20 protein-coding genes and 1 tRNA gene are annotated in these 23,091 nt (G+C 53.2%); 14 read left to right on the forward strand and 7 right to left on the reverse strand.

What is annotated here, in order from left to right; genetic code table 11:
• Window positions 1-82: 82 nt before the first annotated feature.
• The 9 genes from Q0Y46_RS06985 (at window position 83) to Q0Y46_RS07025 (ending at window position 9,079) form a co-directional block, all read left to right on the forward strand.
• Complete coding sequence (locus Q0Y46_RS06985; protein WP_297946083.1) at window positions 83-850, forward strand: type I 3-dehydroquinate dehydratase; 768 nt, start codon at window positions 83-85, stop codon at window positions 848-850.
• A gap of 118 nt (window positions 851-968) precedes the next feature.
• The gene (locus Q0Y46_RS06990; protein ID WP_290959209.1) at window positions 969-1,433 is read left to right on the forward strand and encodes a PTS sugar transporter subunit IIA; all 465 of its coding nucleotides are present in this window, start codon (window positions 969-971) and stop codon (window positions 1,431-1,433) included.
• Between the two features lie 268 nt (window positions 1,434-1,701).
• Window positions 1,702-1,776 (forward strand) — tRNA-Val (locus Q0Y46_RS06995).
• Window positions 1,777-1,892: 116 nt separating this feature from the next.
• Window positions 1,893-3,185 (forward strand): TolC family protein, encoded by a 1,293-nt coding sequence (locus tag Q0Y46_RS07000; protein WP_297946086.1) that lies wholly within the window; start codon window positions 1,893-1,895, stop codon window positions 3,183-3,185.
• A 265-nt stretch (window positions 3,186-3,450) separates the two neighbouring features.
• Window positions 3,451-3,831: an Hsp20/alpha crystallin family protein gene (locus Q0Y46_RS07005; RefSeq protein WP_295679874.1), complete on the forward strand. Its 381-nt coding sequence runs from the start codon at window positions 3,451-3,453 to the stop codon at window positions 3,829-3,831.
• 196 nt (window positions 3,832-4,027) lie between these two features.
• On the forward strand, window positions 4,028-5,641 hold the full coding sequence (locus Q0Y46_RS07010; RefSeq protein WP_297946089.1) for a carboxypeptidase regulatory-like domain-containing protein: 1,614 nt from the start codon (window positions 4,028-4,030) through the stop codon (window positions 5,639-5,641).
• Window positions 5,642-5,853: 212 nt separating this feature from the next.
• Window positions 5,854-7,311, forward strand: a complete 1,458-nt coding sequence (locus Q0Y46_RS07015) for an esterase (RefSeq protein ID WP_297946092.1) — start codon at window positions 5,854-5,856, stop codon at window positions 7,309-7,311.
• A 167-nt stretch (window positions 7,312-7,478) separates the two neighbouring features.
• A complete protein-coding gene (locus tag Q0Y46_RS07020; protein WP_297946095.1) occupies window positions 7,479-8,300 on the forward strand; it encodes an outer membrane beta-barrel protein in 822 nt (273 codons plus the stop codon).
• A 23-nt stretch (window positions 8,301-8,323) separates the two neighbouring features.
• Entirely contained in the window at window positions 8,324-9,079 is a 756-nt protein-coding gene (locus tag Q0Y46_RS07025; RefSeq protein ID WP_297946097.1) for a hypothetical protein, read from the forward strand.
• 19 nt (window positions 9,080-9,098) lie between these two features.
• On the opposite strand, the gene glmM is transcribed toward Q0Y46_RS07025, so the two are convergent.
• On the reverse strand, window positions 9,099-10,439 hold the full coding sequence (gene glmM, locus Q0Y46_RS07030; RefSeq protein ID WP_297946100.1) for a phosphoglucosamine mutase: 1,341 nt from the start codon (window positions 10,437-10,439) through the stop codon (window positions 9,099-9,101).
• 71 nt (window positions 10,440-10,510) lie between these two features.
• Here glmM and Q0Y46_RS07035 point away from each other — a divergent pair, with 71 nt between their 5' ends.
• The gene (locus tag Q0Y46_RS07035) at window positions 10,511-11,632 is read left to right on the forward strand and encodes a BamA/TamA family outer membrane protein (protein WP_295679886.1); all 1,122 of its coding nucleotides are present in this window, start codon (window positions 10,511-10,513) and stop codon (window positions 11,630-11,632) included.
• An 84-nt stretch (window positions 11,633-11,716) separates the two neighbouring features.
• Here Q0Y46_RS07035 and Q0Y46_RS07040 read toward each other — a convergent pair whose 3' ends face one another.
• Window positions 11,717-12,109 carry an NADH-quinone oxidoreductase subunit A gene (locus Q0Y46_RS07040; protein ID WP_295679889.1) on the reverse strand — a complete coding sequence of 131 codons (393 nt, stop codon included), beginning with the start codon at window positions 12,107-12,109 and terminating at the stop codon, window positions 11,717-11,719.
• A gap of 68 nt (window positions 12,110-12,177) precedes the next feature.
• On the opposite strand from Q0Y46_RS07040, the gene Q0Y46_RS07045 reads away from it, so the two are divergent.
• Window positions 12,178-13,095, forward strand: a complete 918-nt coding sequence (locus Q0Y46_RS07045) for an FISUMP domain-containing protein (RefSeq protein WP_295679892.1) — start codon at window positions 12,178-12,180, stop codon at window positions 13,093-13,095.
• 48 nt (window positions 13,096-13,143) lie between these two features.
• Here the strand turns inward: Q0Y46_RS07045 and uvrC are convergent, their stop codons facing one another.
• Window positions 13,144-15,009, reverse strand: coding sequence for an excinuclease ABC subunit UvrC (uvrC, locus tag Q0Y46_RS07050; protein ID WP_295679895.1), 1,866 nt, complete (start codon window positions 15,007-15,009; stop codon window positions 13,144-13,146).
• 98 nt (window positions 15,010-15,107) lie between these two features.
• Between uvrC and Q0Y46_RS07055 the strand changes: the two genes are divergently transcribed.
• Together Q0Y46_RS07055 and Q0Y46_RS07060 are read left to right on the forward strand one after the other, a co-directional pair.
• Window positions 15,108-15,980 (forward strand): hypothetical protein, encoded by an 873-nt coding sequence (locus Q0Y46_RS07055; protein WP_297946103.1) that lies wholly within the window; start codon window positions 15,108-15,110, stop codon window positions 15,978-15,980.
• 43 nt (window positions 15,981-16,023) lie between these two features.
• Entirely contained in the window at window positions 16,024-16,338 is a 315-nt protein-coding gene (locus Q0Y46_RS07060; RefSeq protein ID WP_295679900.1) for a hypothetical protein, read from the forward strand.
• A gap of 294 nt (window positions 16,339-16,632) precedes the next feature.
• On the opposite strand, the gene Q0Y46_RS07065 is transcribed toward Q0Y46_RS07060, so the two are convergent.
• From Q0Y46_RS07065 to Q0Y46_RS07075, 3 genes are all read right to left on the reverse strand, one after another.
• Window positions 16,633-16,956, reverse strand: a complete 324-nt coding sequence (locus Q0Y46_RS07065) for a hypothetical protein (RefSeq protein ID WP_297946107.1) — start codon at window positions 16,954-16,956, stop codon at window positions 16,633-16,635.
• A 33-nt stretch (window positions 16,957-16,989) separates the two neighbouring features.
• On the reverse strand, window positions 16,990-17,979 hold the full coding sequence (locus Q0Y46_RS07070; RefSeq protein WP_297946110.1) for an SIR2 family protein: 990 nt from the start codon (window positions 17,977-17,979) through the stop codon (window positions 16,990-16,992).
• A gap of 140 nt (window positions 17,980-18,119) precedes the next feature.
• Window positions 18,120-18,830 (reverse strand): histidine phosphatase family protein, encoded by a 711-nt coding sequence (locus Q0Y46_RS07075; protein WP_297946113.1) that lies wholly within the window; start codon window positions 18,828-18,830, stop codon window positions 18,120-18,122.
• 95 nt (window positions 18,831-18,925) lie between these two features.
• Here Q0Y46_RS07075 and Q0Y46_RS07080 point away from each other — a divergent pair, with 95 nt between their 5' ends.
• Complete coding sequence (locus Q0Y46_RS07080) at window positions 18,926-20,098, forward strand: acetate kinase (protein ID WP_297946116.1); 1,173 nt, start codon at window positions 18,926-18,928, stop codon at window positions 20,096-20,098.
• 119 nt (window positions 20,099-20,217) lie between these two features.
• Here Q0Y46_RS07080 and Q0Y46_RS07085 read toward each other — a convergent pair whose 3' ends face one another.
• Window positions 20,218-22,959, reverse strand: coding sequence for an Ig-like domain-containing protein (locus tag Q0Y46_RS07085; RefSeq protein WP_297946120.1), 2,742 nt, complete (start codon window positions 22,957-22,959; stop codon window positions 20,218-20,220).
• Window positions 22,960-23,091 lie beyond the last annotated feature (132 nt).

Raw genomic sequence — 23,091 nt, forward strand, 5'->3', positions numbered from 1 at the left:
ACATAAGTGCTAAAGCACTAAGTGGTCAAAGGTAGCCTCTATTCTCTAGCCTCTCCCGCCTTTATATTCTATCTTTTATCCCATGCCACTCGATTCAGCAAAACACCTGGTCGGGCTTGTGAGCCCGCATGTCCTTTCCGCCGCCGAGGCCGACCCTATCAGCCCGGTAGTCATGGACCTCCAGGCCTGCGACATGCTCGAAATCCGCTACGACTGGTTCGAGAAAGGCTCTTGGGCCAGCCTCTCCGCCCGTGTCCGCAAGATTGCCCCGAATTCCGAACAAATTGGCACCGTCCGTCTTGTCCGCGACGGCGGGACATTCCCCGACGATTCCGTCGCGGAACGACCCGCCCTATGGGCCTCCATCTTCGCCGCCGCCGAAGTCCCGGAATGGATGGACCTGGAACGCGACTGCCTCCACAACTACGGCGACCTGGACGAGCTTGCCAAACCCCGCGGCACGCGCATCATCGTCTCGGAGCACAACTTTGTACGCATTCCGACTCTCCTGGAGTTGAAAAAGCTCGCGCAGGACGCCCAGCGGGTCAAGGCCGCAGGGCTCAAGATTGCCGCCATGAGCAACGGAGCCACGGATTGCCAGCGGCTTTACCAGTTCGCAAGCAAGAACGCAAAAAATTTTGAAATGTTCGCCGCCTTCGGCATGGGCGAATCCGGCAAGCCTTCCCGAATTTGGTCGCTCCACGAAGGCGCAAACCTCACCTACGGGTCTATCGAAGTGGGTGCTGCCCCCGGCCAGATCGATGTTGTCACCATGAGGAAGGCCCTGGACACTTTTGATAATTTTAATTCTGAAAACGACATATTGGCGTTTTTGAACAAATTTGAGTAAATTTGACTATTTTCATGCTACAATTTTGGCACATTTGAGTATTTTCTCGTAAAAACCTCGTCAAAAGCCATTTTTTTTTCTAAAATATCAAGTTGAACAATACAAGAGGTTTCACTATATGAGACTTTCCGAAAGATTTGTTGACAACTGCATCTTGATCAACTCTGCCAGCCAAACCAAAGAGGCTATCCTCAACGAGCTGGTGGACACGCTCTGCAGTGCCTACAAACTGGAACACCGCGACGAAATATTCGAGGCCGTATGGAACCGCGAAAAGAGCCGTTCCACCGGTATCGGTTGCGGTCTTGCGGTGCCGCACGCGAAAATCGACTATGTCGATCGCATGTGCATGGTGGCCGCCACCGTCGAGAAGGGTCTTGATTTCGAATCCTTCGACGGAGAACCGGTCTACCTCATTATCCTTATCGTAAGCCCGGGCAACACTGTGGGCCCGCACCTCAAGGCGCTCTCCTCCGTAAGCCGCCTGCTTGCCGACGGAACCGTGCGCAAGGACCTCATCGAGTCGAAAACCCCGTCCGAGTTCCTTACCATCCTCCGCGCCGCCGAAGATAAGTTTTTGTAGGGATCAGGATCTAGGGGCTAGGATCTAGGGGTCAGTCAATTTAGGCATAGAAAACCCCTAGTCTCTAAATTCTAGCCTCTAACCCCTATACTTACCATCCTCCGCGCCGCCGAAGATAAGTTTTTGTGGGGATCAGGATCTAGGGGCTAGGATCTAGGGGTCAGTCAATTTAGGCATAGAAAACCCCTAGTCTCTAAATTCTAGCCTCTAACCCCTATAAAGTCCCCTTGACATCCTGAATTTTCTTTTATATATTTGCACCCACCTCGGACGGTTAGCTCAGTTGGTTTAGAGCGCTGCTTTCACACGGCAGAGGTCACTGGTTCAAATCCAGTACCGTCCACGAAAAGGCCGCCCCGCAAAGGCGGCTTTTGTTTTTCCCTTCCATTTTTCCAGTACAAAATATTGCTATTTTCCCCGCACACGCAACGCAACCGCGCAGAGAGGCATCTAAACGGCATGAATACGAAAATAGCGATTCTTCTTGGGTTCCTGGTCCCGGCTACAGCCGCCTTCGGCGGCACATGGACGCTCGCGGACTGCCTCAAGCAGGCCAAGGAAAAGAGCCTCTCGCTGGAAACAGCCAAGCTCCGCGAACAGAAGGCGGACATCAGCGTAAAGCAGGCCAAGACAGGCAACCACCCGACCGTGAGCGCAAGCATCCAGAACACCCTCTACGACCACCCGTTCGTCGACGACGGCGACCACTACCGCCTGAGCCTCGGCATTTCCGGTTCGTACACCATTTGGGATGGCGGGGCTACCAGCCTGAACGTCGAGGCAAGCCAGCTCTCTAAAGAGGCCACGGCCCTTTCGACCAAGCAGACCGAACGTTCCGTCCAGGAAAGCGTCCTGAACGCCTATATGTCCTTGCTCGCCGCCATGGAAAACCTGCGCACGGCAAACGCCTCCGTTGATCTCGCCCAGGTGGAATTCGAACATTACGGCAAGCTCTACGAGGCCGGGTCCATCACCAAGAAAGACCTCACCCAGAGCCAGTCCAACGTGCTGCAAAAGCAGGTGTCGCAACTTTCTGCCCAGCTTTCCGTCAACAGCGCAAAGACATCTCTCCGCCAGCTACTGGAACTCGGCGAAAACGAAGAATTCGAGATTTCGGCCCCCGAAAGCAGCATCGAGAGCCCCGACTCACTCCCCCCGTTGCCCTCGCTCGACGAATTGAGAAAGGTCGCCAAAGAATCCCATCCGGGGCTCAAGTCCGACAGCGTTTCTGTCAAGGCCGCAAAGAAAAACACCCAGGTTGCCGGGAAGGCAAGCTCCATCACCGTGACACTGGGAGCGAACTCCAGCACAGGGCTCCAAGCCTGGGAATCCGACCGCTACGGCCGCCAACTCAAGAACGGCTGGCAGAACTCCGTGTCGCTCGGCATCAACATCCCCATCATCGACGGCGGAGCCACCGACAACAAGGTGCTGCAGGCGCAAGTCACCGAGGCCGAGACGCAGATTAGCATGCAAGAAACCGCGAAAAGCATTGATAACAACATAGAAAAGCTGCTGATCAATGCCGTCAGCGCCGACATGCAGTGGAAAGCCGCCGCGCTCCAGGTGCAAGCCGAAAACGAAGCCCTGCAGGTCGCCGAAGAACAGCGGAACGCAGGCGCCCTCACCTACACCGACTACCTCACGCAAAAGAACAACCTCGAAAAGGCGCAAATCACGCAGACCAACGCCAAGTACACGAGCCTGCTCGCCCGCAAGCTGCTCGACCTTTACCAGGGTAAGCTCGACTAGGCCTGTTCATTTTGAAAAACTCCTTTGTTTCGGCGGTGCAACACCGCCGTTTTTTTATGAAATGGGTCACGAGGCGCCAGAATTCCGAGAGCGTAAAAAAATGCCTTTTTTGAGCCAATTTCGGCGTTTTTGAAAAAATTTTGAACTTTTTTTCGTCAAAATGCCCGCAATGGCCCACTTTGGCACGGCGTTTGCATATACCCCAGCGAAAACAGATGGGCTCCACGGCGAACGCCGGAACCCGAAAACCTAAGGAGGTTTCCCTATGATCAACACTCAACTTTTCCCGACAGCTCTCTACGGTATCCAGAATTTCATTGACAGCCTCAACAACGCCTCCAACGCGCAGGGCGAATGCACTTACACGCCGAAGGCCGACTACTACGAGGTCGAAAACGGCTTCATGCTCGAAGTGGAACTGCCCGGTGTCAAAAAGGAAGACTTGGACATCCAGATCGAAAAGAACATCATCACGGTCAAAGCCACCCGTACCCGCCAAGACAGCAAGTTCACCTACGAACGCAGTTTCAGGCTGGCCGACGACATTGACACGGAAAAAATCAAGGTCTCCCTCGAAAACGGCGTCCTGGCATTCTCGCTTGCCAAAAAGCAGCAGGCCGCAGCCAGGAAACTGACAATCGAATAAACTGATAACATTCCTTCTCCTCCTGGGAAGTGGCAGATTCCTGCCACTTCCTTTTTCTTTATCCCGCCCCATTTGTAAACATTTGTTTATGGACGATTTATCCACGAGGGGCGCTTTTTTTAACAATTTTCTCAAGGTTTCCCGAGATAATTTATATGTCGGGATTATTGTATGGGCTGGTTAAAAAGGAGTAGCCATGAAAATGACACGTTTTTCTACAACGCCACTTGCACTGGCAGCGTTTTTGTGCACCACCGCTTTCGCCTACAACGTAAGCGGAACCGTTAAGGACGAGGCCGGGACCCCGATCCAGGGAGCCAACGTCACTCTCGTTCAAAAGGCAAAGTCTACATTGACGGATGTCGAGGGCAAATTCGTTCTTACCGATGAGCCCATGAACGCAATCCACGCACAGAAACCGGGGCTCGGGTACATCAACATCAACGACGGTGTTCTGGATTTCTCGCAGAACGGGAACGCTCCCGTGAAAATCCGCATTTTCGACATGATGGGCAACCAAGTCCTCAACCATTCCCTCACCGGGTCTGGTAGGCTGGACTTGCGCCAGGGCGTGAGCGCCCACGGCACATACATCGCCCGCGTCCGCATGGGCAATGCCGAACAGGCCGTCCGTTTCACGGCAAGTGGTAGCTACAGCAGCGCCCTCACGGCCCAAAAGAATGGTGCCCTCTACTTGATCCAACAAGGCAAGGCTGGCAACCTCCAAGTGGTCGCCAATGGTTTCGACACACTCAAAATTTACCTCCCTTCTCTTGATACGGTCTTGGCCCTCACGCTGAAAAAGTCCACAGCGGGATCGTCTCCGTCTTCTTCCCCCTCCTCTTCTGGAGCCTCTTCGCCATCTTCTTCCGCAGTTTCTTCGTCTTCCTCTTCTGCCACATCCCTAGAACCCGGCGAGCAGACTTACGCCTTTGGCTATGCGCTCAAGAATGCGCCGCGTCCGAGTACAGGCTGCGGAAAGAATTCCACGTTGCAAAAGACCAGGAGCGTCGAAAACGGTGATCGTTTTGAAATGAAGGTCGGAAGCGAGAACCGCGAATACTTCATCACCCTGCCAAAGAACTACGACAACACCAAGCCGCACAAGGTCCTCTTCGCCATGCACTGCATGGGTAGTAACGCCGAAGACTTCGTACACCACAATCCGGACCAGGACCATCCGAGTCCGTACTATGGCCAGCAGAAGCTTGACACCAAGGGCGAATTCATCTTCGTCGCCCCGCGTGGCGATACCGACGGCATGCCGTGGAGCATGAACAGCGACAAGGACCACAAGTTCATCGACCAGCTGATCACGACCATCAACGAGAACTACTGCGTCGACACCACCCGTATCTTCATGACGGGCTTCAGCTTCGGCGCCATGGTCACCAATTCCATGGCCCAGGACATGCAGCACCGCCTCCGCGCCGTGGCCGTGTACGCGACCGCCGACTACAATATCTACCTGCCGCAGAACAAGGGCAAGCCCATCGCCTGGATGGCCGTGCACGGCAAGAAAGACGGCACCTGCCCCTACAACACAGCCAAGACCAGTGCCCTCCCGAGAATCCTCAAGAACAACGGTAAGGCCGATGCCAATGGCAACTTCACCGACGCAAGCTCCGAAAAGCCTCAGGAAGTCGGCGGCAGCGGTCACCTCTGCTATGACTTCACGACCGTCGACCCGCGCTTCCCGGTCAAGTGGTGCAGCTGGAACGGGGAGCACCAGTGGACAGCCTATGACAACGGCAACTGGCAGAGCACCTGGGTACCCGAAGAGGTCAACAAGTTCTTCGGCCAGTTCTAAAAAAGTATAACTCTCCAACCCCAACAACCTAAAGTTCCCTGCCGTCTCGAAACGGGGGGAACTTTTCCTTTTTATGCGTTTTACCCCAAAAACGCCACTTTGAAAAATTTCGTTTACATTGTCGATTCCTTTTTTTTCGGAATTATATTCTTTCTGATAACTATCAACCCTAACCGATAGTAAATGGTGGTATGGGGAAGGAGACAAAAAAGATGAAAAGAGCAATCTTTTCCGTTTTACCAGTCGTACTGGCAACAGCATTCACAGCGGCATCAGCCTACACGCTGAACGGAACCGTAAACGACGACACAGGAAGCCCCGTTTCGGGCGCACTTGCAAAACTTCTCGTCAAAGGTGACACGGCAACAACCGACAGCAACGGCAAGTTCACATTCCACGAAGATGACCCCCTTGGTCTTTCCGCAGGAGCCTTTAAACCCGGGCACATCGACATTGTCGATGGCGTACTCCGTTTTTCGCAGAGCAGCAACGCCCCAGTACAGGTGCGCATATTCGACATGATGGGAAACCTCGTCCTCCGTCAGGAACTGCGCGGATCGGGCCAGGTGGATCTGAGACAGGGAGTGACCAGCCAAGGCGCCTATTACGCCCGCGTCCACGTTGGCAGTGCAGTTGAGACAGTCCGTTTCACATCTGATGGTTCCCGCGTCAGCAACGCCATCCGCCAAGGCGGTCACAAGGCGCTGCTGAAACCCGGCGAAGGCGACACTCTCCGCATCATCGCCGAAGGGTTCGACACATTGAATGTCGCCCTTCCCAATCTCGACACAACTATAACCCTGCAACTCACGAAGGTTTCCAGCGAACAGACCCACGCCTTTGGCTGGGCCAAGGGTAACGATCCCGTCCCGTCCAGCGGCTGCGGCAAGGATACGCAAATGTCCAAGTCCGGCCAGTTCAAGTTCACCTGGACCTACAAGGGCGAAAGCACCACGCGCGACGTTTATTACGACCTCCCGAGCAACTACGACAAGAACAAGCCCTACCGACTCATCTTTGGCATGCAGTGCATGGGCGGTTCTGCACAGAACGTGGCCCGCGGCGAGAACTACTACGGTATGAAGCCGTTTGACAAGGACGGCACGACCATCTTTGTCGCTCCCGACGGAAAGTGCCACGAGAATATGTGCGCCCCGTGGGAAGAAAAGGACTACGCCTTCTTCGACGAACTCCTGGCCAAGCTGGAAAGCGAACTCTGCATCGACTCTTCCCGCGTGTTCTCCTCTGGTTTCAGCTACGGTTCGATGTTCACCAACGGTCTTTCCAGGAACCATCAGCATGTCCTTCGTGCTGTGGCCGTCTATGAAACGGCCGACGTGAACATCTGGCTCCCGGATGTCGTGAACAAGCCCATCGCATGGATGGGTGTCCACGGAATGAGCGACAACCTCTGCACTCCCGCCATGGGACGCTCCGCTCGCGACACCGCATTGAAAAACGCAAGCGCCGAGGGCAAGGATGCCACCAAGGAAAATGCAGAAGAATCCAACAGTGGCCAGCATAAGTGCTACGACTATAAGGATGTCGACGAGCGCTTCCCTGTGAAGTGGTGCACCGATAATGCCGGCCACCAGTGGGATCACAAGGACCCCGGCCAGAATCAGTCTTGGGTTCCGCAAACAACCTGGGAATTCTTCACCCAGTTCTAACGTTTGCTACAATTTTCATACAAAAAGCCTTCCTTTGCGGGAAGGTTTTTTGTTTAATTTTTCTCTTTGCCAAAATGCAAAAAAAAGATTTACTTTCCACCTTGTGTTGAAGTAATAAATGAATTAAATTTCGCATACAAATTCCATTTCACCAAAGGGGTTCCAGCATGGACATCTTCAAAGTAGCGGTTTCATCCCTCATCATCGCATCGACTAGCGCATTCGCAGGTGGCAACTTCCACATGGGCGCCAAGGTGGCTGGCACATACAACATGTTCTGGAATACAGACATTACCATAGACGCAGGAACCCTTGGCATCAGTTCCGAACAGTTCGAAGACCAATTTGACGGAGCCTCTGTTAAGATCAATGGCCTTGATGACGCCGGTGGCTTGGGTGTGGATTTCGGCCTGACCTTTATGCTTTCCCTCAGCAATAGCATCGCACTCGCCCCCGAACTCCTTTTCTCCTACCGTAACCGCACTGCCGACATAACAGCGGTCGCAGCAACGAACTCGCGCGACAACAGCGTTTATACCGACGATGATGTCAGCTATACTTTCTATTATAACAACGAAAATTCCAACAACAACATGTTTACCATGAACGATGTCGAACTGACTCAGTGGTATCTGGAAATTCCGGTTCTGCTTCGTTTCACAACGGGTGCCGGAGTTTACCTTGGCGCAGGTCCAGTCTTTTCTTTGAATCTCGATACCGACGGTAAGGCATCCATTTTCAAGAGGGACATTGACGATTACACGACAACACTTGTCATAGGCCTCGCAGCAGACGTCGGCTATTCCCTAAAAATTGCGGGCAGCCAGCAACTTGATTTCGGTCTGCGTTTCCAGATGGGTCTCACCAACATCGTAAGCGACGACATCAGCGTTCCTGAAATAGCAGAAAACTACTCCATTGACGGAACCAAAATCGCCAATCCTAAGGATTTAATTATCAGTCTCGGTGTAGGCTACTGGTTCCTGTAATTCCCATCTTGATTTTAGCCGTATTGGCCACAACCCTTCGGGCAGAAACCCCGGAGGGTTTTGATGCTACAAAGCATTACCACCTTGGTTTTTCTGCAGCTGGAGCGTATATCGGCATCTGGCACCTGAACAACGACGTGTACGTCAAGAAAAAAGATTCGGAGACGGAAACAGACGAGGGGCTGGAGAAAGAACATTACGAGCAGTACCTTTCTGGAGGGCACGATTTCAAGGGTCTCGGATTCAGTTTCGGGATTTCTGGGATGCGGGATCTAGGAGAAAAACTTGCGCTACATATAAATTTGTACATATCCCTACGGCACCGTTTCGTGAATGCCACGGAACACCACTGGAGGGAAACCGAATACTACCAAGACGACGAACTGGACCATACAAGCTACAAAGACGGCAGTAAAGGGAATTACGACATCGTCCTGAACTATTGGAACCTGGATTTGCCTCTCGGCATCCGCTACAAGGCGCCGAGAGGGTACTTTATCGAAATCGGGGGATTGTTCGCCTACATTCTCTCTGCGAACCTCAAAGTAGACTTAATTTCGCTGGACTTCCATTCTTATGCGGCAGGCGTCGAGCTGGGCGTTTATACAACAGCGGGCAAGACGTTTCCGCTTCCGGGGAACAGGGTGCTGGAACTGTACTGGAACTTCACATTCGGCCTCACCCCCCTGCTCAACGACAGGGTAGCCAAATACCTTTACGACGAAATCCGTCCACGTGAGTGGCTGGCGCAGGCCGGAGCCACTCTGTGGTTATTCTAACGCGGAGCAACCGCGATTCCTAAATAAGCTTTTCTACGCGGGAGCAGAGGTTTTCGGCTTCTGCTGCTGTAGGAGCTTCGGCAATCACGCGGATGACGGGTTCGGTGTTGCTGGCGCGCACGTGTACCCACGACTTGCCCTGACCGAGCCAGAGACCGTCGCGTTCGTCCATTTCCCAGCCGGCAAATTCGGCCTTGACCTTCGGAAGGATGTCCGCGACCTTCTTGTCGCCGAGTTCAAACTTCTTCTTGGGCATCGCGTACGACGGGTTTTCGGCCACGAACTTTTCGGGACCGCCATCGTGATGGGCCATCCAGCTGAGCACGAGTGCCGCAGCCACCAGGGAATCGCGACCGTAGTGCAGTGCCGGGAGGATGACGCCTCCATTGCCTTCGCCACCGATGACGCAGCCCTTCTCAATCATCTGCAAGCTCACGTTGATTTCGCCTACCTTCGCACGGCTGAACTCGCAACCGTACTTCTCGGCGACATCCTGGTTCATGCGGCTCGTAGAGAGGTTCACACAAACGCTTCCCTTCTTCTGCGAAAGCACTTCCTCTGTTGCAATAGCAAGCGTGTATTCTTCGCCGATACTTTGTCCCAAACCATCGACCAAAGCACAACGGTCCGCATCGGGGTCCACAGCGAACCCGACCGCACAGCCGTTGTCCTTGACAGCCTTGCGCAAGTCACCCAGGTTCTCGGGAATAGGTTCTGCACCGCGCGGGAACGTGCCGTCGGGCTCGCAATGCACACGCACGACTTCGCAGCCGAGCTGCTCCAGCAGGCGCGGCACGATATAGGAGCCGGCGCCGTTCACGGCATCGACAGCCACTTTAAAATGCTTCGCCTTGATAGCCTCCACGTTCACGAACGGAATCTTGAGCGTGCCATCCACGTGAACGCCGTCAGCGTCCTTCATGAACTCGTACTTGCCCATGTTGCGGTAGTCGGGGTAATCAAACTTGTCCGCATCGGCAAGTTCAAACAACTTCTTCACATCGTCCGGACCGAGGAAAAGGCCCTTGTTGTTGAGGAACTTGAGGGCGTTCCATTCGAGCGGGTTATGGCTTGCGGTAATGATAATGCCTGCATCGGCCTTGAGTTCGGTCGTGAGGATTTCGACCGACGGAGTCGTCGAGAGCCCGACTTCCACCACATCCACGCCCGACAGGCGGCAGATACCGGCGACGAACTGGCTGATGGCATCGCCCGTCGGGCGGCTGTCGCGGCCAATAACCACGCGCTTTGCAGCCGTAATCTGCAAAAAGGCACTCACATGGCTTTTAAGAACTTGGGGGGTCAGGGTATCGCCCACAATTCCGCGGATACCCGAAATAGAACGCATCAGCTTGGACATGAAACCTCTTCTTCCTGCATTTCGTTTTTTGCAGTTCGGTTGGAATTATAGCAATATCTATATTGAGTCACGTGAAGGGAAAGCCTTTAGAAAAAACAAACCGGCTCGTCGCGTTCCTCATCCTCTGGATTTGCACCGGCGTGCTCTGGGCAGAGTCTGCAGATACGTCCGCCACCAAGACCGAAGCGGACGATTTCCAGCGTTTCTCGGCACTCCCCATCCTCGGCTACACCGAAGAAACCGGCCTGGAATACGGAGCCATGCTGCTCCTGTTCTTCAAGCCGGAGTACACAGGCGGAAAAACTTCCATGGTGGACCTCGCCGTCATCGGCACGGCAAAGAAGCAACTCGAAGTGCTCATCGTGCCGCGCTACTACTTTTACCGCGACCGCATCATCGGCGAAGCGGGATTCGTCTACGACAACTGGGTAAGCCACTACTACGGCATCGGCAACGATCCTGACTTGGACGACGGACGCACATTCGACCGCAACACCTTCAGGGCGACAAACACAACGCTCACCAATCTCGGGCTCCCCAAGGCATGGAACAACTTCACTTACGGCCCGTCGTTCCATGTGGAATACTCGGACATCGACTTCCGCAAGTACGACGGAACACTCGCAAAACCTGATACCGACAAAAAACTGAGAACCGGGCTAGGCTACCGGCTCGCCTACGACACCCGCGACAACAAGAACTGGGCTAGGCACGGCTTCTATGCCCACTGGAACCACCTCTTCTTTACCGACATGATGGGCGACTGCGAATTCACCCGGCAGGAGCTCGACCTGCGCGGCTACACGTTCCTGTTCTGGAAGACTTCGATGGCCGTAGCCGCCCTCTGGCAGCGCACCGACGGAGACGTCCCGTTCGACATGCTCGCGGGCCCCGACGGCAAGTCGCGGTTCCGTGGAGTAGAAGACCGTTACTTCCGCGGGAACCAGGCCCTGTTGTTACAGACCGAACTCCGCAAGGTGCTGTTTTGGCGGCTCGCCGGCACCATCTTTTTCGAAGGAGGCAAGGCCGGGGACTACTTTAGCGACCTCAGGCGCGAGAAATGGCACCAGTCGGTCGGGTTCGGTGGCGAGCTGGGCCTCAACATGAAAGAAAGCCTGTATGCGAGGGGCGATATTTCGTGGGTGGACTACGAGTCCATCGGCCTTACCATCTACATCAGGCAAGCATTCTAGCGGCGCCCCATCGGGCGCAGCCGCATAAAGCGGCAAACGCGGGCCAAAGGCCCGCGTTCGCTTTATTTTGAGATAGAATAGCCTTTAGTCGGTAATGCGGGACCAGTCCAGCACACCCTTCTTGAGGAGGTAGATGTAGCCCGCTTCGAGAATAACGAGGAAACCCAGGAGGACAAAGAGAAGTTCCCAGCCACCGACGAGGAACTGGACCGTCCACGGGTAGAGGAACGCCACTTCGAGGTCAAAAACCAGGAAAAGCATCGCCACCATGTAATACTTGACCGGATAGCGTTCATTTGCCGTACCGGAAACATGGGCAAGGCCGCATTCATAGGAGGACCCCTTGATGAGGACCTGCTTGATCTTGCCGGGATGCAAGACCCAGTTCGCCAAAAGAAGAACGGTCGGGATGCAAAGCGCCATAACGACCAAAATGGTCAAGGCGAATGTCGTATCGAATATTTCAACATTTCCCATAGTGACACCAATAATAGTAAAATTCTTTTTGCTAATCTATGGCTCTTTTGTAAACTATATTTCATAGCATGAAACACTTTTTATCTCTTTTGGGTATCGTAGGGGTTATTTCCGTTTTTTACGCATGTTCCGGCGACGATGCGCCTGATCCGATTAGTCCCGACAATTCTGCAGTAGCCACTTCTTCTTCTAGCCAGGAAGCGGCTCCTAAGCCTGCATCCGCAGAGAAAACACCGGATTCATCGTCCGAGACGGCCACTCCTTCTTCCAGCAGCAAGGGAAAGAAGGACTCTGTTGTCATGGAAACTCAAGTCACGATTGACACCGGAGCCACCGAATTTGATCTTCCTTACTCCAGCGATGGAGTCTTCTGCTGGGAAGAAGGCTGCGAAAAATGGGCATCCTCCGCTTCTGGTCCGGACATTCCGCCCGATGATTCGATTTCCCTCAGCAGCGACGTGCCCAACAAGCCCAACCTGGATGCGCCTCCTGTCATCGAAGGTCTGGTCATGACCGACATGCGCGACTCGCAGAAATACAATCTCAGAGACATAAATGGGACCATCTGGACCCAGAACATGAACATTTCCCTCACCGGCAGCAACTGCTATAAGGGCGACAACAACAACTGCAAGCAATACGGCAGGCTGTACAACCTCTCTGCCGCACAGGAAGCCTGCCCTGCAGGTTGGAAACTTCCTTCCCGTTCCGATTTTGAAGCAGCCAGAAACCTGACAGACTTCTGGAAATACGGTGGCCGCGGCAAAGACGGTAACGAAGACTTCATGGGCGACATGGGTTTCTACTGGCTTAGCACAGACGAGCAAGCTCAAACTGACGACAAGATCAGCGACAGTTGCAATAACGGCAGTAGTTGCGCCATGATTTTCGTCGCAGACGCCCCCGGGTATGGCGACGAAGAAACCAAGTTCCAGTTCGATAGCCAAGCCAAGGGCTTCAGCGTCCGCTGCGTCCAGGCAAAGTAATCTGGAAAATATCGACTTTAAAGGAACGGCCCCGACGGGCCGTTTTTTTTATGTTTCTGAAAGATTAGGATCTTCAGGCTCGTCGGCACAATACTGGGCAACCTGCTCACGGAGCCTGTTGCCACGCACCTTCCCGAACAAAAGCTCGATATCTTCAAGCGGAGCGGCCATGAACGCCTCGGCGCTCCTGTACTTCGACAGAATCTTGACGCGGGTCTCGTGGCCCACCCCGGGAATCTTGAGCCATTCCACCTCGAGGTCCTTCTTGCGTTTGCTGCGCTGATAAGTGATAGCGAAACGGTGCGCCTCGTCGCGGGCATTCTGCAAAAGTTTTAGGGCCGGGCTCGTGCGGTGCAGCACGATAGACTTGCGGTCGTCGGGGAACACAATTTCTTCGAGACGTTTGGCAAGGCCAATCAGCGGCAAGTCCTTGTCGTGGCCTAGTTCCTTAAGAATCTGCATCGTCGCATCCACCTGGCCCTTACCGCCGTCGCACACCCACAAATCGGGCATGGGGATTCCCTCGCTTTCGAGCCTGCGGATACGGCGGGTCATCACCTCGCGCATGCTGGCAAAGTCGTCCACGCCCTCGACTGTCTTTATGATAAACTTGCGGTAGTTCTTCTTGTCGGGTCGCCCGTTCCTGAACGCAACGAGGCTTGCGACCGTATTCGTGCCGCTCAGGTGCGAAATGTCGACGCACTCGATGCGGAACGGAGTCTTCTTGAGCCCGAGCACCTTCTGCAACTCGAACACGCTCTGGTCGACTTCGCTGTACTTCTGCACCTCGGCCCGCATTTCCACAAGGATCATGTCAGCGTTGGCTCCGGCCAGTTTGAGGAACCCGACCTTGTCGCCGCGCTGCGGCTGCGTCAAGAGCACCCTGTGGCCAGATTTCTCCGACAGCGCCTGGGCAAGCATATCACGGTCCGGAAGGTCTTCCACGTCTACCGCGATTTCGGACGGAACCATGGGCACGTCCATGTACCACTGCACAAGCATCTGTCTCAAAATTTCTGCGACATCGTCTTCTAGCCTACATTCCATGCGGTAATGACGCCGCCCGGTGAGCACGCCCTTGCGGTATTCCAGGATTACTGCAGCGGCCATGGAGCCATTGCGTTTTAAACTGAGCACGTCCAAAGAGAGGTTCGGGTCGCTCGTATCCGTCTTCTGGTGAATCCCGGTAGCCTGCAGCGCCTGGATGGCATCGCGCTTCTTGCCCGCCAACTCAAAGTCCAGATTTTCGCTCGCCTGCTGCATTTCGGCCTGCCACTGCGCAACAAGGTCGTCGCGTTTGCCCTCGAGCAGGAGCTTTGCCTGGGCAACAGACTTCGCATAATCTTCTTCGCTTATAAGCCCAGCACACGGCGCATCGCACCGACCGATATGGTAGTTGAGGCACGGCCGCGCCGGGCTTGCAAGCGGCAACTTCAGCCGGCACTCGCGGATATGGAAAAGCCTCGCCGCCAAATCCGTCAGCTGCGACACCACGCGCGAATTCATGTAGGGGCCGTAATACAGGCAGTCGTCCTTATGGACCGACCGGCTCAGAAACAGCCTCGGGAACGGCTCCTTCACCGAAAAAGCCAAGTACGGGAAATGCTTGTCATCTTTCAGCAAAACGTTGTACTTGGGCGTATGCTTGCGGATTAGCGTCGCTTCGAGAATCAGCGCTTCTTCTTCGCTTTCCGTAATAATCCACTCGATATCGCGAATAAAAGGGAGCATCAAGGTCGCCGCACGGTGCCCGGCATGGTCGCTCCCGTCAAAATAGCTGCGGACACGGTTCTTGAGGACCTTCGCCTTGCCGATATAGATAATCTTGCCCGACGCGTTCTTCATCAGGTAGACTCCGGGCCTTTCGGGCAATTCGGCTATACGGCGGCCTATATGTTCGTTCACTTCAATCATCTGTTCATAGAAAAACTAAAACTTTTTCTTTCTTACGGCTTAAATATTAATTATCTTATAACCATAAGGAACGGCTCGAACGCCATAACGGAGAAAAAATGAATTTTGACAACATGAATATCCTTTCGCAGAAGGTCGAGGGAGTATTGACCACGGTAAGGAACCTGCGCGCGCAAGTCGGCGCCCTGCAACAAGCGCTACAGAATTCGCAGGCCGAAGCTCATGACAAGTCCATGCTACTTGACGCAGCCAATAAAGACCTCATGGACTGCAAGGCTGCCCTGAACGCCCGAGCCAACCAAGCCGCCGCACAGAACGAATCCCTGAACGAAATGCGTTCCGAGCTCGATATGCTCAACGGCAAACTCTCCGAAAGCGCAAACGCCATCAACATGCTCAATGGCAAAATTGCCGAACAAGCCAGCTCCATCGCGACACTTAGCAAGCAAGTCGAAGAGCGGAACACCCAAATCGGCAGCCTGAACGACCATATCGGCGAGCAGGACGAAATTATCAACACGCTCAATGCGCAAGTCGCCGAGAAAAACGGCCTCATTGACACCCTTAACGCACAGGTCATCGAAAAAGGCCGCCTTCTCGAAGAAAAGATTCAGATTATCAATTCCCAGGGCGAAGAAATCGCCGAAGCGCAGGAACGTTTCCAGCAACTGCTCGCCACTATCGAAAAGGAACTCGGCACCGAGATTCCCATAGAGCAGCACACCATGCCGGCACAAGACCCCATACAGGAGCCCGAAGCCCCCGCCGAGGAAACTCTGGAAGAGGCCGCCGCCCCTGCCGAGGAACCAGCCGACGAACCTATCATCCAGTCTTCACGCAGCGATTTCGATATCCCGCAAGAAGAACCCTCCATCGATGACGAACCCGCCATCGAAGTTCACCCGGCCAACGAAAGAGACAACGACCTGTTTGCGAGCAATGGAGGCTCGCAAGGCGGTTTTTTCGGCTAAAGTGGCTGATGGACGATGATCCATTCGGCGTAGGAATGAGATAATGGCAGACTTAGAACTCAGATCCGTCACAGTCACGGTTGCACAGGAAAGGATCCAGATCCGCACGGATTTGCCCGATGCGGAACTGGGTGAAATCATCGCCTTTATCGACGAACGCTTCAAGCGCTACGAAAAATACCAGATGGACTACAAGAAGCGGCTCTCGCTCCTTGCAGTCGAACTGACCTCGGAGCTGTTCGAGGTGCGCAAGAACATGCGCCGTGCAAAACTGTACTGTGAACAGATGGACAAGTCCGCCAGAGACCTCGGGAGCTTGCTCGAAGAGGGCATCGACCGCCCCGAGCAACAGATATAGCCCACGGCTGTTTTGTCACGTTTGTGTTAAAAAAAGCCGATTTTAGGCGAATATCGCGAGATAAAAAATACAAAAATATTACTTGCTTTCTCAGTTTCCCGATAGTATATTATAATCATCGGCGGTCCCACGGTATTAACGCCCGATCTAACAGAATTTATACAGCTCGTTGCTCTTGCGGTTCAGTTTAGGCGCACTCCGATGCGAAAAACAAAGCCCCGAGGCGCTGCTATCATTACAAGATTAGTAGTTTCGAGTGTTTCAACCGAAGGGACCGTCTTTTTTTGTACCCTGTCAGCGGTATTCGCGTTCCTTTTCCACAGCATTGGCTTCCATGGAATTCGGGGAAAGCATCCCCTTCAACGTCTGCCCGACAATTTCGGCACCTTTCGAGATGGCTCCTGTACGCACCGCATCGACTAGCGTCGGATCCTTGTTCACGGTATTGACGGAATCGTCCAGAGCCTTTACCTTATTGAGTGAATCACCAGTCACGACAAGCGGCTGCTGCATAGATAAATTCACCTTGTCCTCTGGAGCGCCGCCCTTCTGCACAAGTTGGGCATTGGCCGCACCGATATAGAACAAAGTAACAGCTATCAGGATTCTCTTGAACATACAATGAATCTCCGCCATGTAAGATAGCAAAAACTACCCGCAAGTCGACTTCAAGTACTCCTTAGCGTCACAGTCCACGACAATGTCCTTACCAAGCAGGGCCCGGAGGCGTTCCAAATCCGGAGTTCCTTCTTTCTCGAATATGACGGCAGTCTTGAAGCGGTCGCGATGCTTGAGCAAGAACTCAAGATTGTTCACGTCGGATTTGGGGAAACCGTACCCGACAAAAATGATTTCGCGCGCATGAGCGAGGTAGTAGTCAGCCCGCGACCAAAGCAGATTGAACAGGCTCCCCCGCAAAAAAGATTCCTTTGCATGCGCCATCGGGATATAGATGGGAGTGTCCTCGCTGTAGATCGGGAAGCTGCGGTCCTGCGGTTCCACCTGGCAGACGTTCTTCAGGTCGAGCTCGTCGGTGGCGCCCTTCACCGGGAACCAGTTGAGCGAGCCGTGCAGCTTGATGAAGTCGACCGTCTGGGGTGCGGCAATCCGGTGGGCGGAACGGTCGGCAGGCTCGATGCGGACACCGTAGTCCACGGAAATCTGTTCCGACAGTTCGGGATAGTTGGCAATGGCCGTCTCGATAAGCGTGTCGTAGTTGAAGCTGAGCAGCAGCGTCTCGCGTTCACCCGATGCAGTGTGGTTAGCACAGGACTTCAGAAAATTCTTCAGAATAAACGAAGCCTCGCCCTTCACGATTTCGTCACGGCGAATAACACTCGCAATAAAACGCAGCAGTTCAAAACGCAACGTCGCACGATAGAGGCGGTCGCGTTCGCCCGGGAATATACGGGCCGAGAGAATAGACGTGGCCAACTGTTCTATGCCAAGATATTCGCGCTGTCCGTTACAAAGGCAAAGGAAACGCTGGCAATATTCCTTGAAATGCGGGAATTCGTCCGGAATGCCATCGGGAATCAGGGCATTCAAATCCTTCAGCGTGGGCATGCTCGGCAAGAAAGACTTGCTGAAACCGGAACCCAGCACAAAAACACGGCGATAAGTACTAGAAGAGGAGACCATGGTAGTAATATAATAAAGTGGTTAGGGGTTAGAATCTAGGAGCTAGGGAAAAATTTCACGGCTTCGCCGTCTTATATTGACGCACGAAGTGCGTGATTCTTATTCACTAGCCTCTATTCTCTAGTCTCTATTCTCTAGTTTCAAAACTCCAACCAGCCGGTTTCAAGGCCGGTCACGGGTACAATGCGACGGACATTCTTTTGCGCATCCGTCACCACAGCCATCCCTGTCAAAAAGTTCATCCAACGCTGCGGCGTAAAGCGCATCTTGCAAAAATGCGTAAGGCACGGAACGGACCAAGCGTCGTGCGTCACGAAAATATTGAATCGCATATTTCCCTTTTCAAGCATCATCGCAAGCATCTCTTCGGAACGGTTCGCAAGCGGGCAGAACGCCTCGATTTGATTACGCGGATTGCCAGCCACCTCGTTCACCAGCCATTCGCAGATGCCCTCGTAAAAACCGGCACGCAGCACCTTCGTGAACTCGTCGTAGTCCTGGACAAAAAAATTGCCAAGAGCGTCGAGAGGTTCCACCAGCGGCATGTCCGGAGCCAACGCAACACCAGCGGCGGCAGCACGCCCCTTCCCTATGCATCGCGCGGTCTCCACGCAACGCCCCACCGGGCTCGAAAAAAACACCATATCACCATCAACAGGAATACAGCGCCCCAGAGCCAGCGCCTGTTCACGGCCGCGTTCCGTAAGGCCGACATGCGCACCATAGTCGGCATCGGTGGGCTTGATGTGGTCACGTTCGGCATGCCTCACCAAGAAAAAGACACGCTCGTCCGGAAGGATTCCCTTGAAGAAATCCTTGGCCTGAACAAAATCTGCGTTTTCGTTGAGCATCAAGGTGAATTTAGAAAAAAATGCTATTATTTAAACAAAAGGACGGGATATCATCCCTAGACCCTAGATTCTAAATCCTAACCCCTAATTTAACTATGCGCGTACTCGTTCTCAACTGCGGCAGTTCTTCGGTCAAGTTCGCCGTCATCGATACCCAGACCAAGCAGTCCATCTCCAGCGGCCTCGTCGAAAATATCGGCGTGAACGGCCACGTGAAGGCCAAGGGCCCCGAAGGCAACATCGACTTCAACTTCGACTGCCCCACGCACGCCGAAGCCGTCGCCGAAGTCCAGAAGTTCCTCGCCGAACAGAAGCTCATCGACACGATCGAAGCCATCGGTCACCGCGTGGTGCATGGCGGCAAGTACATCAAGAGCGAGAAGGTTTCGCAGGAAGTCATCGACTACATCCGCAGCATCACGCTGTTCGCCCCGCTGCACGAACCTGCACATGCGACCGGCATGGAATGCGCAACCAAGTTCTTCCCGACGCTCCCGCAAGTGGCCGTGTTCGACACCGCCTTCCACCAGACTATGCCGCGCAAGGCCTTCCTCTACGGCATCCCATACAAGTTCTACGAAGACGACGCCATCCGCCGTTACGGTTTCCACGGCACCAGCCACCGCTTCGTGACCGCCGAAGCCGCAAGCATCCTCGGCAAGAAGCCGGAAGACTGCTGCTTCATCACCGCCCACCTCGGTAACGGTTCCAGCTGCTCCGCGATTCTCAACGGCAAGTGCGCCGACACCACCATGGGCTTCACCCCGCTCGACGGCCTTATCATGGGTACGCGCTCCGGCAGCCTCGACCCGGCCATCCTCTTCTTCATCAGCAAGAAGTACGGCTACGACATCGACCGTCTCGACAAGCTCGTGAACAAGGAATCCGGCCTGCTCGGCCTCTCCGGCTTAAGCAACGACATGCGCACCCTGACGCAGGCCGCAAGCGAAGGCCACCTCGGCGCACAGATTGCCCTTGAAACCTTCTGCTACAAGTTGACCCGTGAAATCGGCGGCATCGCCATGGCACTCCCGCGCATCGACGCACTCGTGTTCACCGGCGGTATTGGCGAGAACAGCCGCGTGGTTCGCAAGACCGTCATGGAAAACCTGAAGATTCTCGGCTACCAGATTGACGACACCCGCAACGAGGACAACGGCAAGAACTCCGGCCACATCATCAGCAAGGACGGCACGCCGACCGCCATGGTCGTCGCCACCAACGAAGAACTGCTGATTGCGCTCGACACCGAAGCATTAGTAAAGTAGGAAGTTAGAAGTAGACAGTAGACAGTGGCCCTACGGGCCTATCCGCCAGGCTACTTGAAATATGCAAAGGCTCCGCATCGCGGAGCCTTTACTGTCTACATTCTACTGTCTACTTCCTACTACTTGACCGTCCAAGTTTGGTTATTCACCCGCAGGATCTTGCGGCCCTGCACGGCAGCGGCAGCGGCGCGAACCTGGGCCTCAGACACCGGAAGTTTAGCCGTCCACATCACTCGGCCCTGCATATCAAGGAGAACAACTGCACCACGGCTGGCGGCAATTTCGCCCATCCAATCCTTCTTGGGTTGGACAATGGTCCTGAGCTTGGTCGACGAGCCTGTAGTGAACGTCAGCACCAATTGCACGGACTTCTCGGAATCCTTGACATCGATCGTGACAGGATAATCGGTATTCTTTTCAAGGCCAATAGAATGCGGCTTGATAGTGAATATAGAACCTTTGATTTTCATATCCAGATATTGCGACAACCTAGAGGAACTCTTGGCAACAGAATAGGTCAAAGAATCGTCATCAATATCTGAAACAAGAGTATCCAAATCAATTTTCATCTCCCAGCCACTAGTTTCAACTTTGTAACGGGCATCCTCGGGAGAGACCACAACAGGAGCGTCGTTGACCGGCTTGATTTTCACAGGCACAGTCAGCTTCGTCTCTGCGCCAAGGCTATCCGTTGCAATGAAGGTCACTTCGGATTCACCGCAGGAATCTGGAGCCGGAGACAGCACGATAGCCGTTTTGGAAACAGTGATTTTGAGCTTGCCATCTTCATTGACGGCATCAAAAGTCATCGGATTATCATCTGGATCTTCGAACCAGGAATTCAAAACCTTCGTATTGAAAGTCTTCGCCGTGGTAATCTTGTCTTCGACAAAAGTAGAAAGCACGGTTTCCAGAGAGTCTGCGATTCCCTCGCGGACCACAGGAGGCATGTTCTTGGCAGCGACATTGATAGTGACGGTCGCCGGTTCAGACTCCACACCGTCTGCGTTGACACAGATATAGGTGAAGGTGACCTTGCCACGGAACGATTCATCGGCCTCGTACTTGAAGGAACCATCTTCGCTCAGGGTCAACGTGCCATGTTCCGGCTTCGTTTTGACTTTGGCCTTCAGTTCGGCATCGGGATCATCCGGATTCTTGTCGTTTGCAAGTACGCCTTTCTTTGCGGCCACCTTGATTGTAGAATCCTGAACGGCATCGTACTTGTCGTCAACGGCCACCGGAGGATCTTCGACCGGAGCCACCTTTACATAAAAGTCTACACCAGCCTGGAATTCTCCGTCATCTGCATAGTACGTCACCTTGGCCAGGCCATTGGCATCTTTCTTAGCGGTAACCAGGATATACTGGAACTTGCCGATTGTCGCAATTTCTGCATTTACCAGCCCGTTCGTCTTCACACGCATCTTGATATCCGAATCCACATCGCTGAATACAGCATTATCCGCAGTGATAAACACACTTATGGAATCTTCGAAATCCTCGTCCACTTCGATGAACGTTTTTGAATTGTCGAGCTTAATCTGGGCGGTATCGCCCTCCCCAATGACATAGTTAATCGCGGAATCCAAAATTTCCACAGTCGGAGGATCATTGATATCCAGCACGTTAATCTTGAACTTCACTGTATCGCTAACACTTGTTGGATTATTCGTTTCTATAGCGTACAGCGAGAAATACACTTCTCCGAAGGTGTCCGTAGGTGCGATATAGGTAAACTGACCCTTTTCTGCATCAAAACTAAACTCACCAAATTCCGGTTCATCTAAGAGATAAAGGTCAAACTCATCCTCGTCAAGATCGTAAGCGAATGTATCGTAGAAAGAGCATTTTCCCGTACACCCAATCGTATCCCCTTGAGACAGTTTATACGTCGTATCACGGATTGTGGGGACATGAGCAAGGTCAATTGGCTTGAAAACCATATTATGCGTAACTTTCTTATTGGTCTTCACTTCTACTGCAATCAGTTCCACTTTTAGCGAGTCAGTTTCTTTCGGATTAGCCACCGACACAAACGTCATGGAATCACCCAGGTAGAACTGCTTTGTATCGTTGAAATCGGTATTCACGCCAGAGCCCAACGGTTTCGCAGTAATGGAAAGGGTATCTCCGTCTGCATCACTGAACACTTCAGAAAGGCGCACAACAAACGATTGCCCCTCTTGCAATTCAACACGGGTCGGATATTCCGGATTCACCACAGGAGGATGCTGCGGGCATTCATCAGCCAAATTTAAAGCATGGATACTGAAAACATTGCTCTGCCCGAACCTACTAGCAAGATCCGCTTTGTAACTGAACTGGAGACCCAACTGCTGCTTGACTTTCCATACATTTTGCGATGTATTCTTGTCCCAACCCAATTCAAGGTCTGCAAAGGCGACGAACACGTTCTTTCTCTGGCCATCCGTAGACGGAAGCCTATAGCCAAAATAGTTGTTATCACCATCAGGATTCACCTCGTCGTCCTGCCTTATATCGTACTGCACAAAATCCATACGCACTGGATTCGTGGCCGAGTAATTCAAGCAAACGCCACCAAAAGATGAAAGATTGGTTACTGTAGGATTGTACTCTGCGTCCACACTCCAATAGAACCCAAAGCCGGCTCCGCCCTTGGCCTTCTCTTGCGCCTCGAACGTCGCCTTCATGTAATAAGGCGCATCGGTTATCTCGGCAGTATCCAGATCAATAAAGATGTCCTTCTTGCCATTATCCCCAGGATATTCATAGCTATAAATATTCTGCGGACCATAGTATTCGCTTACGCCACTCTCATCCCATATTAAACGTTCGGCCGCTCCGGCCTGTGCCACTAAACAGAAGCACGCTACCATACAGAGAGGCAGTATGGAAGAATATTTTCTTTCAATAAAAACCATTGGAATCTCCCTCGTCATCTTTCAATTACATTACTATAAAATTATATCAAAATGTGCATTTTGTCACACGGGAAACTCAAAATATAG

It is taken from the genome of uncultured Fibrobacter sp. (genome assembly GCF_947305105.1).
Classification (GTDB): Bacteria; Fibrobacterota; Fibrobacteria; order Fibrobacterales; family Fibrobacteraceae; genus Fibrobacter.

Bases quoted from the DNA above. Each gene is read 5' to 3' on its own strand.
- Q0Y46_RS07060 (WP_295679900.1), top strand. From the start codon at position 16,024: ATGGCAGACTTAGAACTCAGATCCGTCACAGTCACGGTTGCACAGGAA.
- Q0Y46_RS07085 (WP_297946120.1), bottom strand. From the start codon at position 22,959: ATGGTAGCGTGCTTCTGTTTAGTGGCACAGGCCGGAGCGGCCGAACGT.
- Q0Y46_RS06990 (WP_290959209.1), top strand. From the start codon at position 969: ATGAGACTTTCCGAAAGATTTGTTGACAACTGCATCTTGATCAACTCT.
- Q0Y46_RS07040 (WP_295679889.1), bottom strand. From the start codon at position 12,109: ATGGGAAATGTTGAAATATTCGATACGACATTCGCCTTGACCATTTTG.
- Q0Y46_RS06985 (WP_297946083.1), top strand. From the start codon at position 83: ATGCCACTCGATTCAGCAAAACACCTGGTCGGGCTTGTGAGCCCGCAT.
- glmM (WP_297946100.1), bottom strand. From the start codon at position 10,439: ATGTCCAAGCTGATGCGTTCTATTTCGGGTATCCGCGGAATTGTGGGC.
- Q0Y46_RS07065 (WP_297946107.1), bottom strand. From the start codon at position 16,956: ATGTTCAAGAGAATCCTGATAGCTGTTACTTTGTTCTATATCGGTGCG.
- uvrC (WP_295679895.1), bottom strand. From the start codon at position 15,009: ATGATTGAAGTGAACGAACATATAGGCCGCCGTATAGCCGAATTGCCC.
- Q0Y46_RS07045 (WP_295679892.1), top strand. From the start codon at position 12,178: ATGAAACACTTTTTATCTCTTTTGGGTATCGTAGGGGTTATTTCCGTT.
- Q0Y46_RS07005 (WP_295679874.1), top strand. From the start codon at position 3,451: ATGATCAACACTCAACTTTTCCCGACAGCTCTCTACGGTATCCAGAAT.
- Q0Y46_RS07055 (WP_297946103.1), top strand. From the start codon at position 15,108: ATGAATTTTGACAACATGAATATCCTTTCGCAGAAGGTCGAGGGAGTA.
- Q0Y46_RS07015 (WP_297946092.1), top strand. From the start codon at position 5,854: ATGAAAAGAGCAATCTTTTCCGTTTTACCAGTCGTACTGGCAACAGCA.
- Q0Y46_RS07020 (WP_297946095.1), top strand. From the start codon at position 7,479: ATGGACATCTTCAAAGTAGCGGTTTCATCCCTCATCATCGCATCGACT.
- Q0Y46_RS07010 (WP_297946089.1), top strand. From the start codon at position 4,028: ATGAAAATGACACGTTTTTCTACAACGCCACTTGCACTGGCAGCGTTT.
- Q0Y46_RS07075 (WP_297946113.1), bottom strand. From the start codon at position 18,830: ATGCTCAACGAAAACGCAGATTTTGTTCAGGCCAAGGATTTCTTCAAG.
- Q0Y46_RS07000 (WP_297946086.1), top strand. From the start codon at position 1,893: ATGAATACGAAAATAGCGATTCTTCTTGGGTTCCTGGTCCCGGCTACA.
- Q0Y46_RS07080 (WP_297946116.1), top strand. From the start codon at position 18,926: ATGCGCGTACTCGTTCTCAACTGCGGCAGTTCTTCGGTCAAGTTCGCC.
- Q0Y46_RS07070 (WP_297946110.1), bottom strand. From the start codon at position 17,979: ATGGTCTCCTCTTCTAGTACTTATCGCCGTGTTTTTGTGCTGGGTTCC.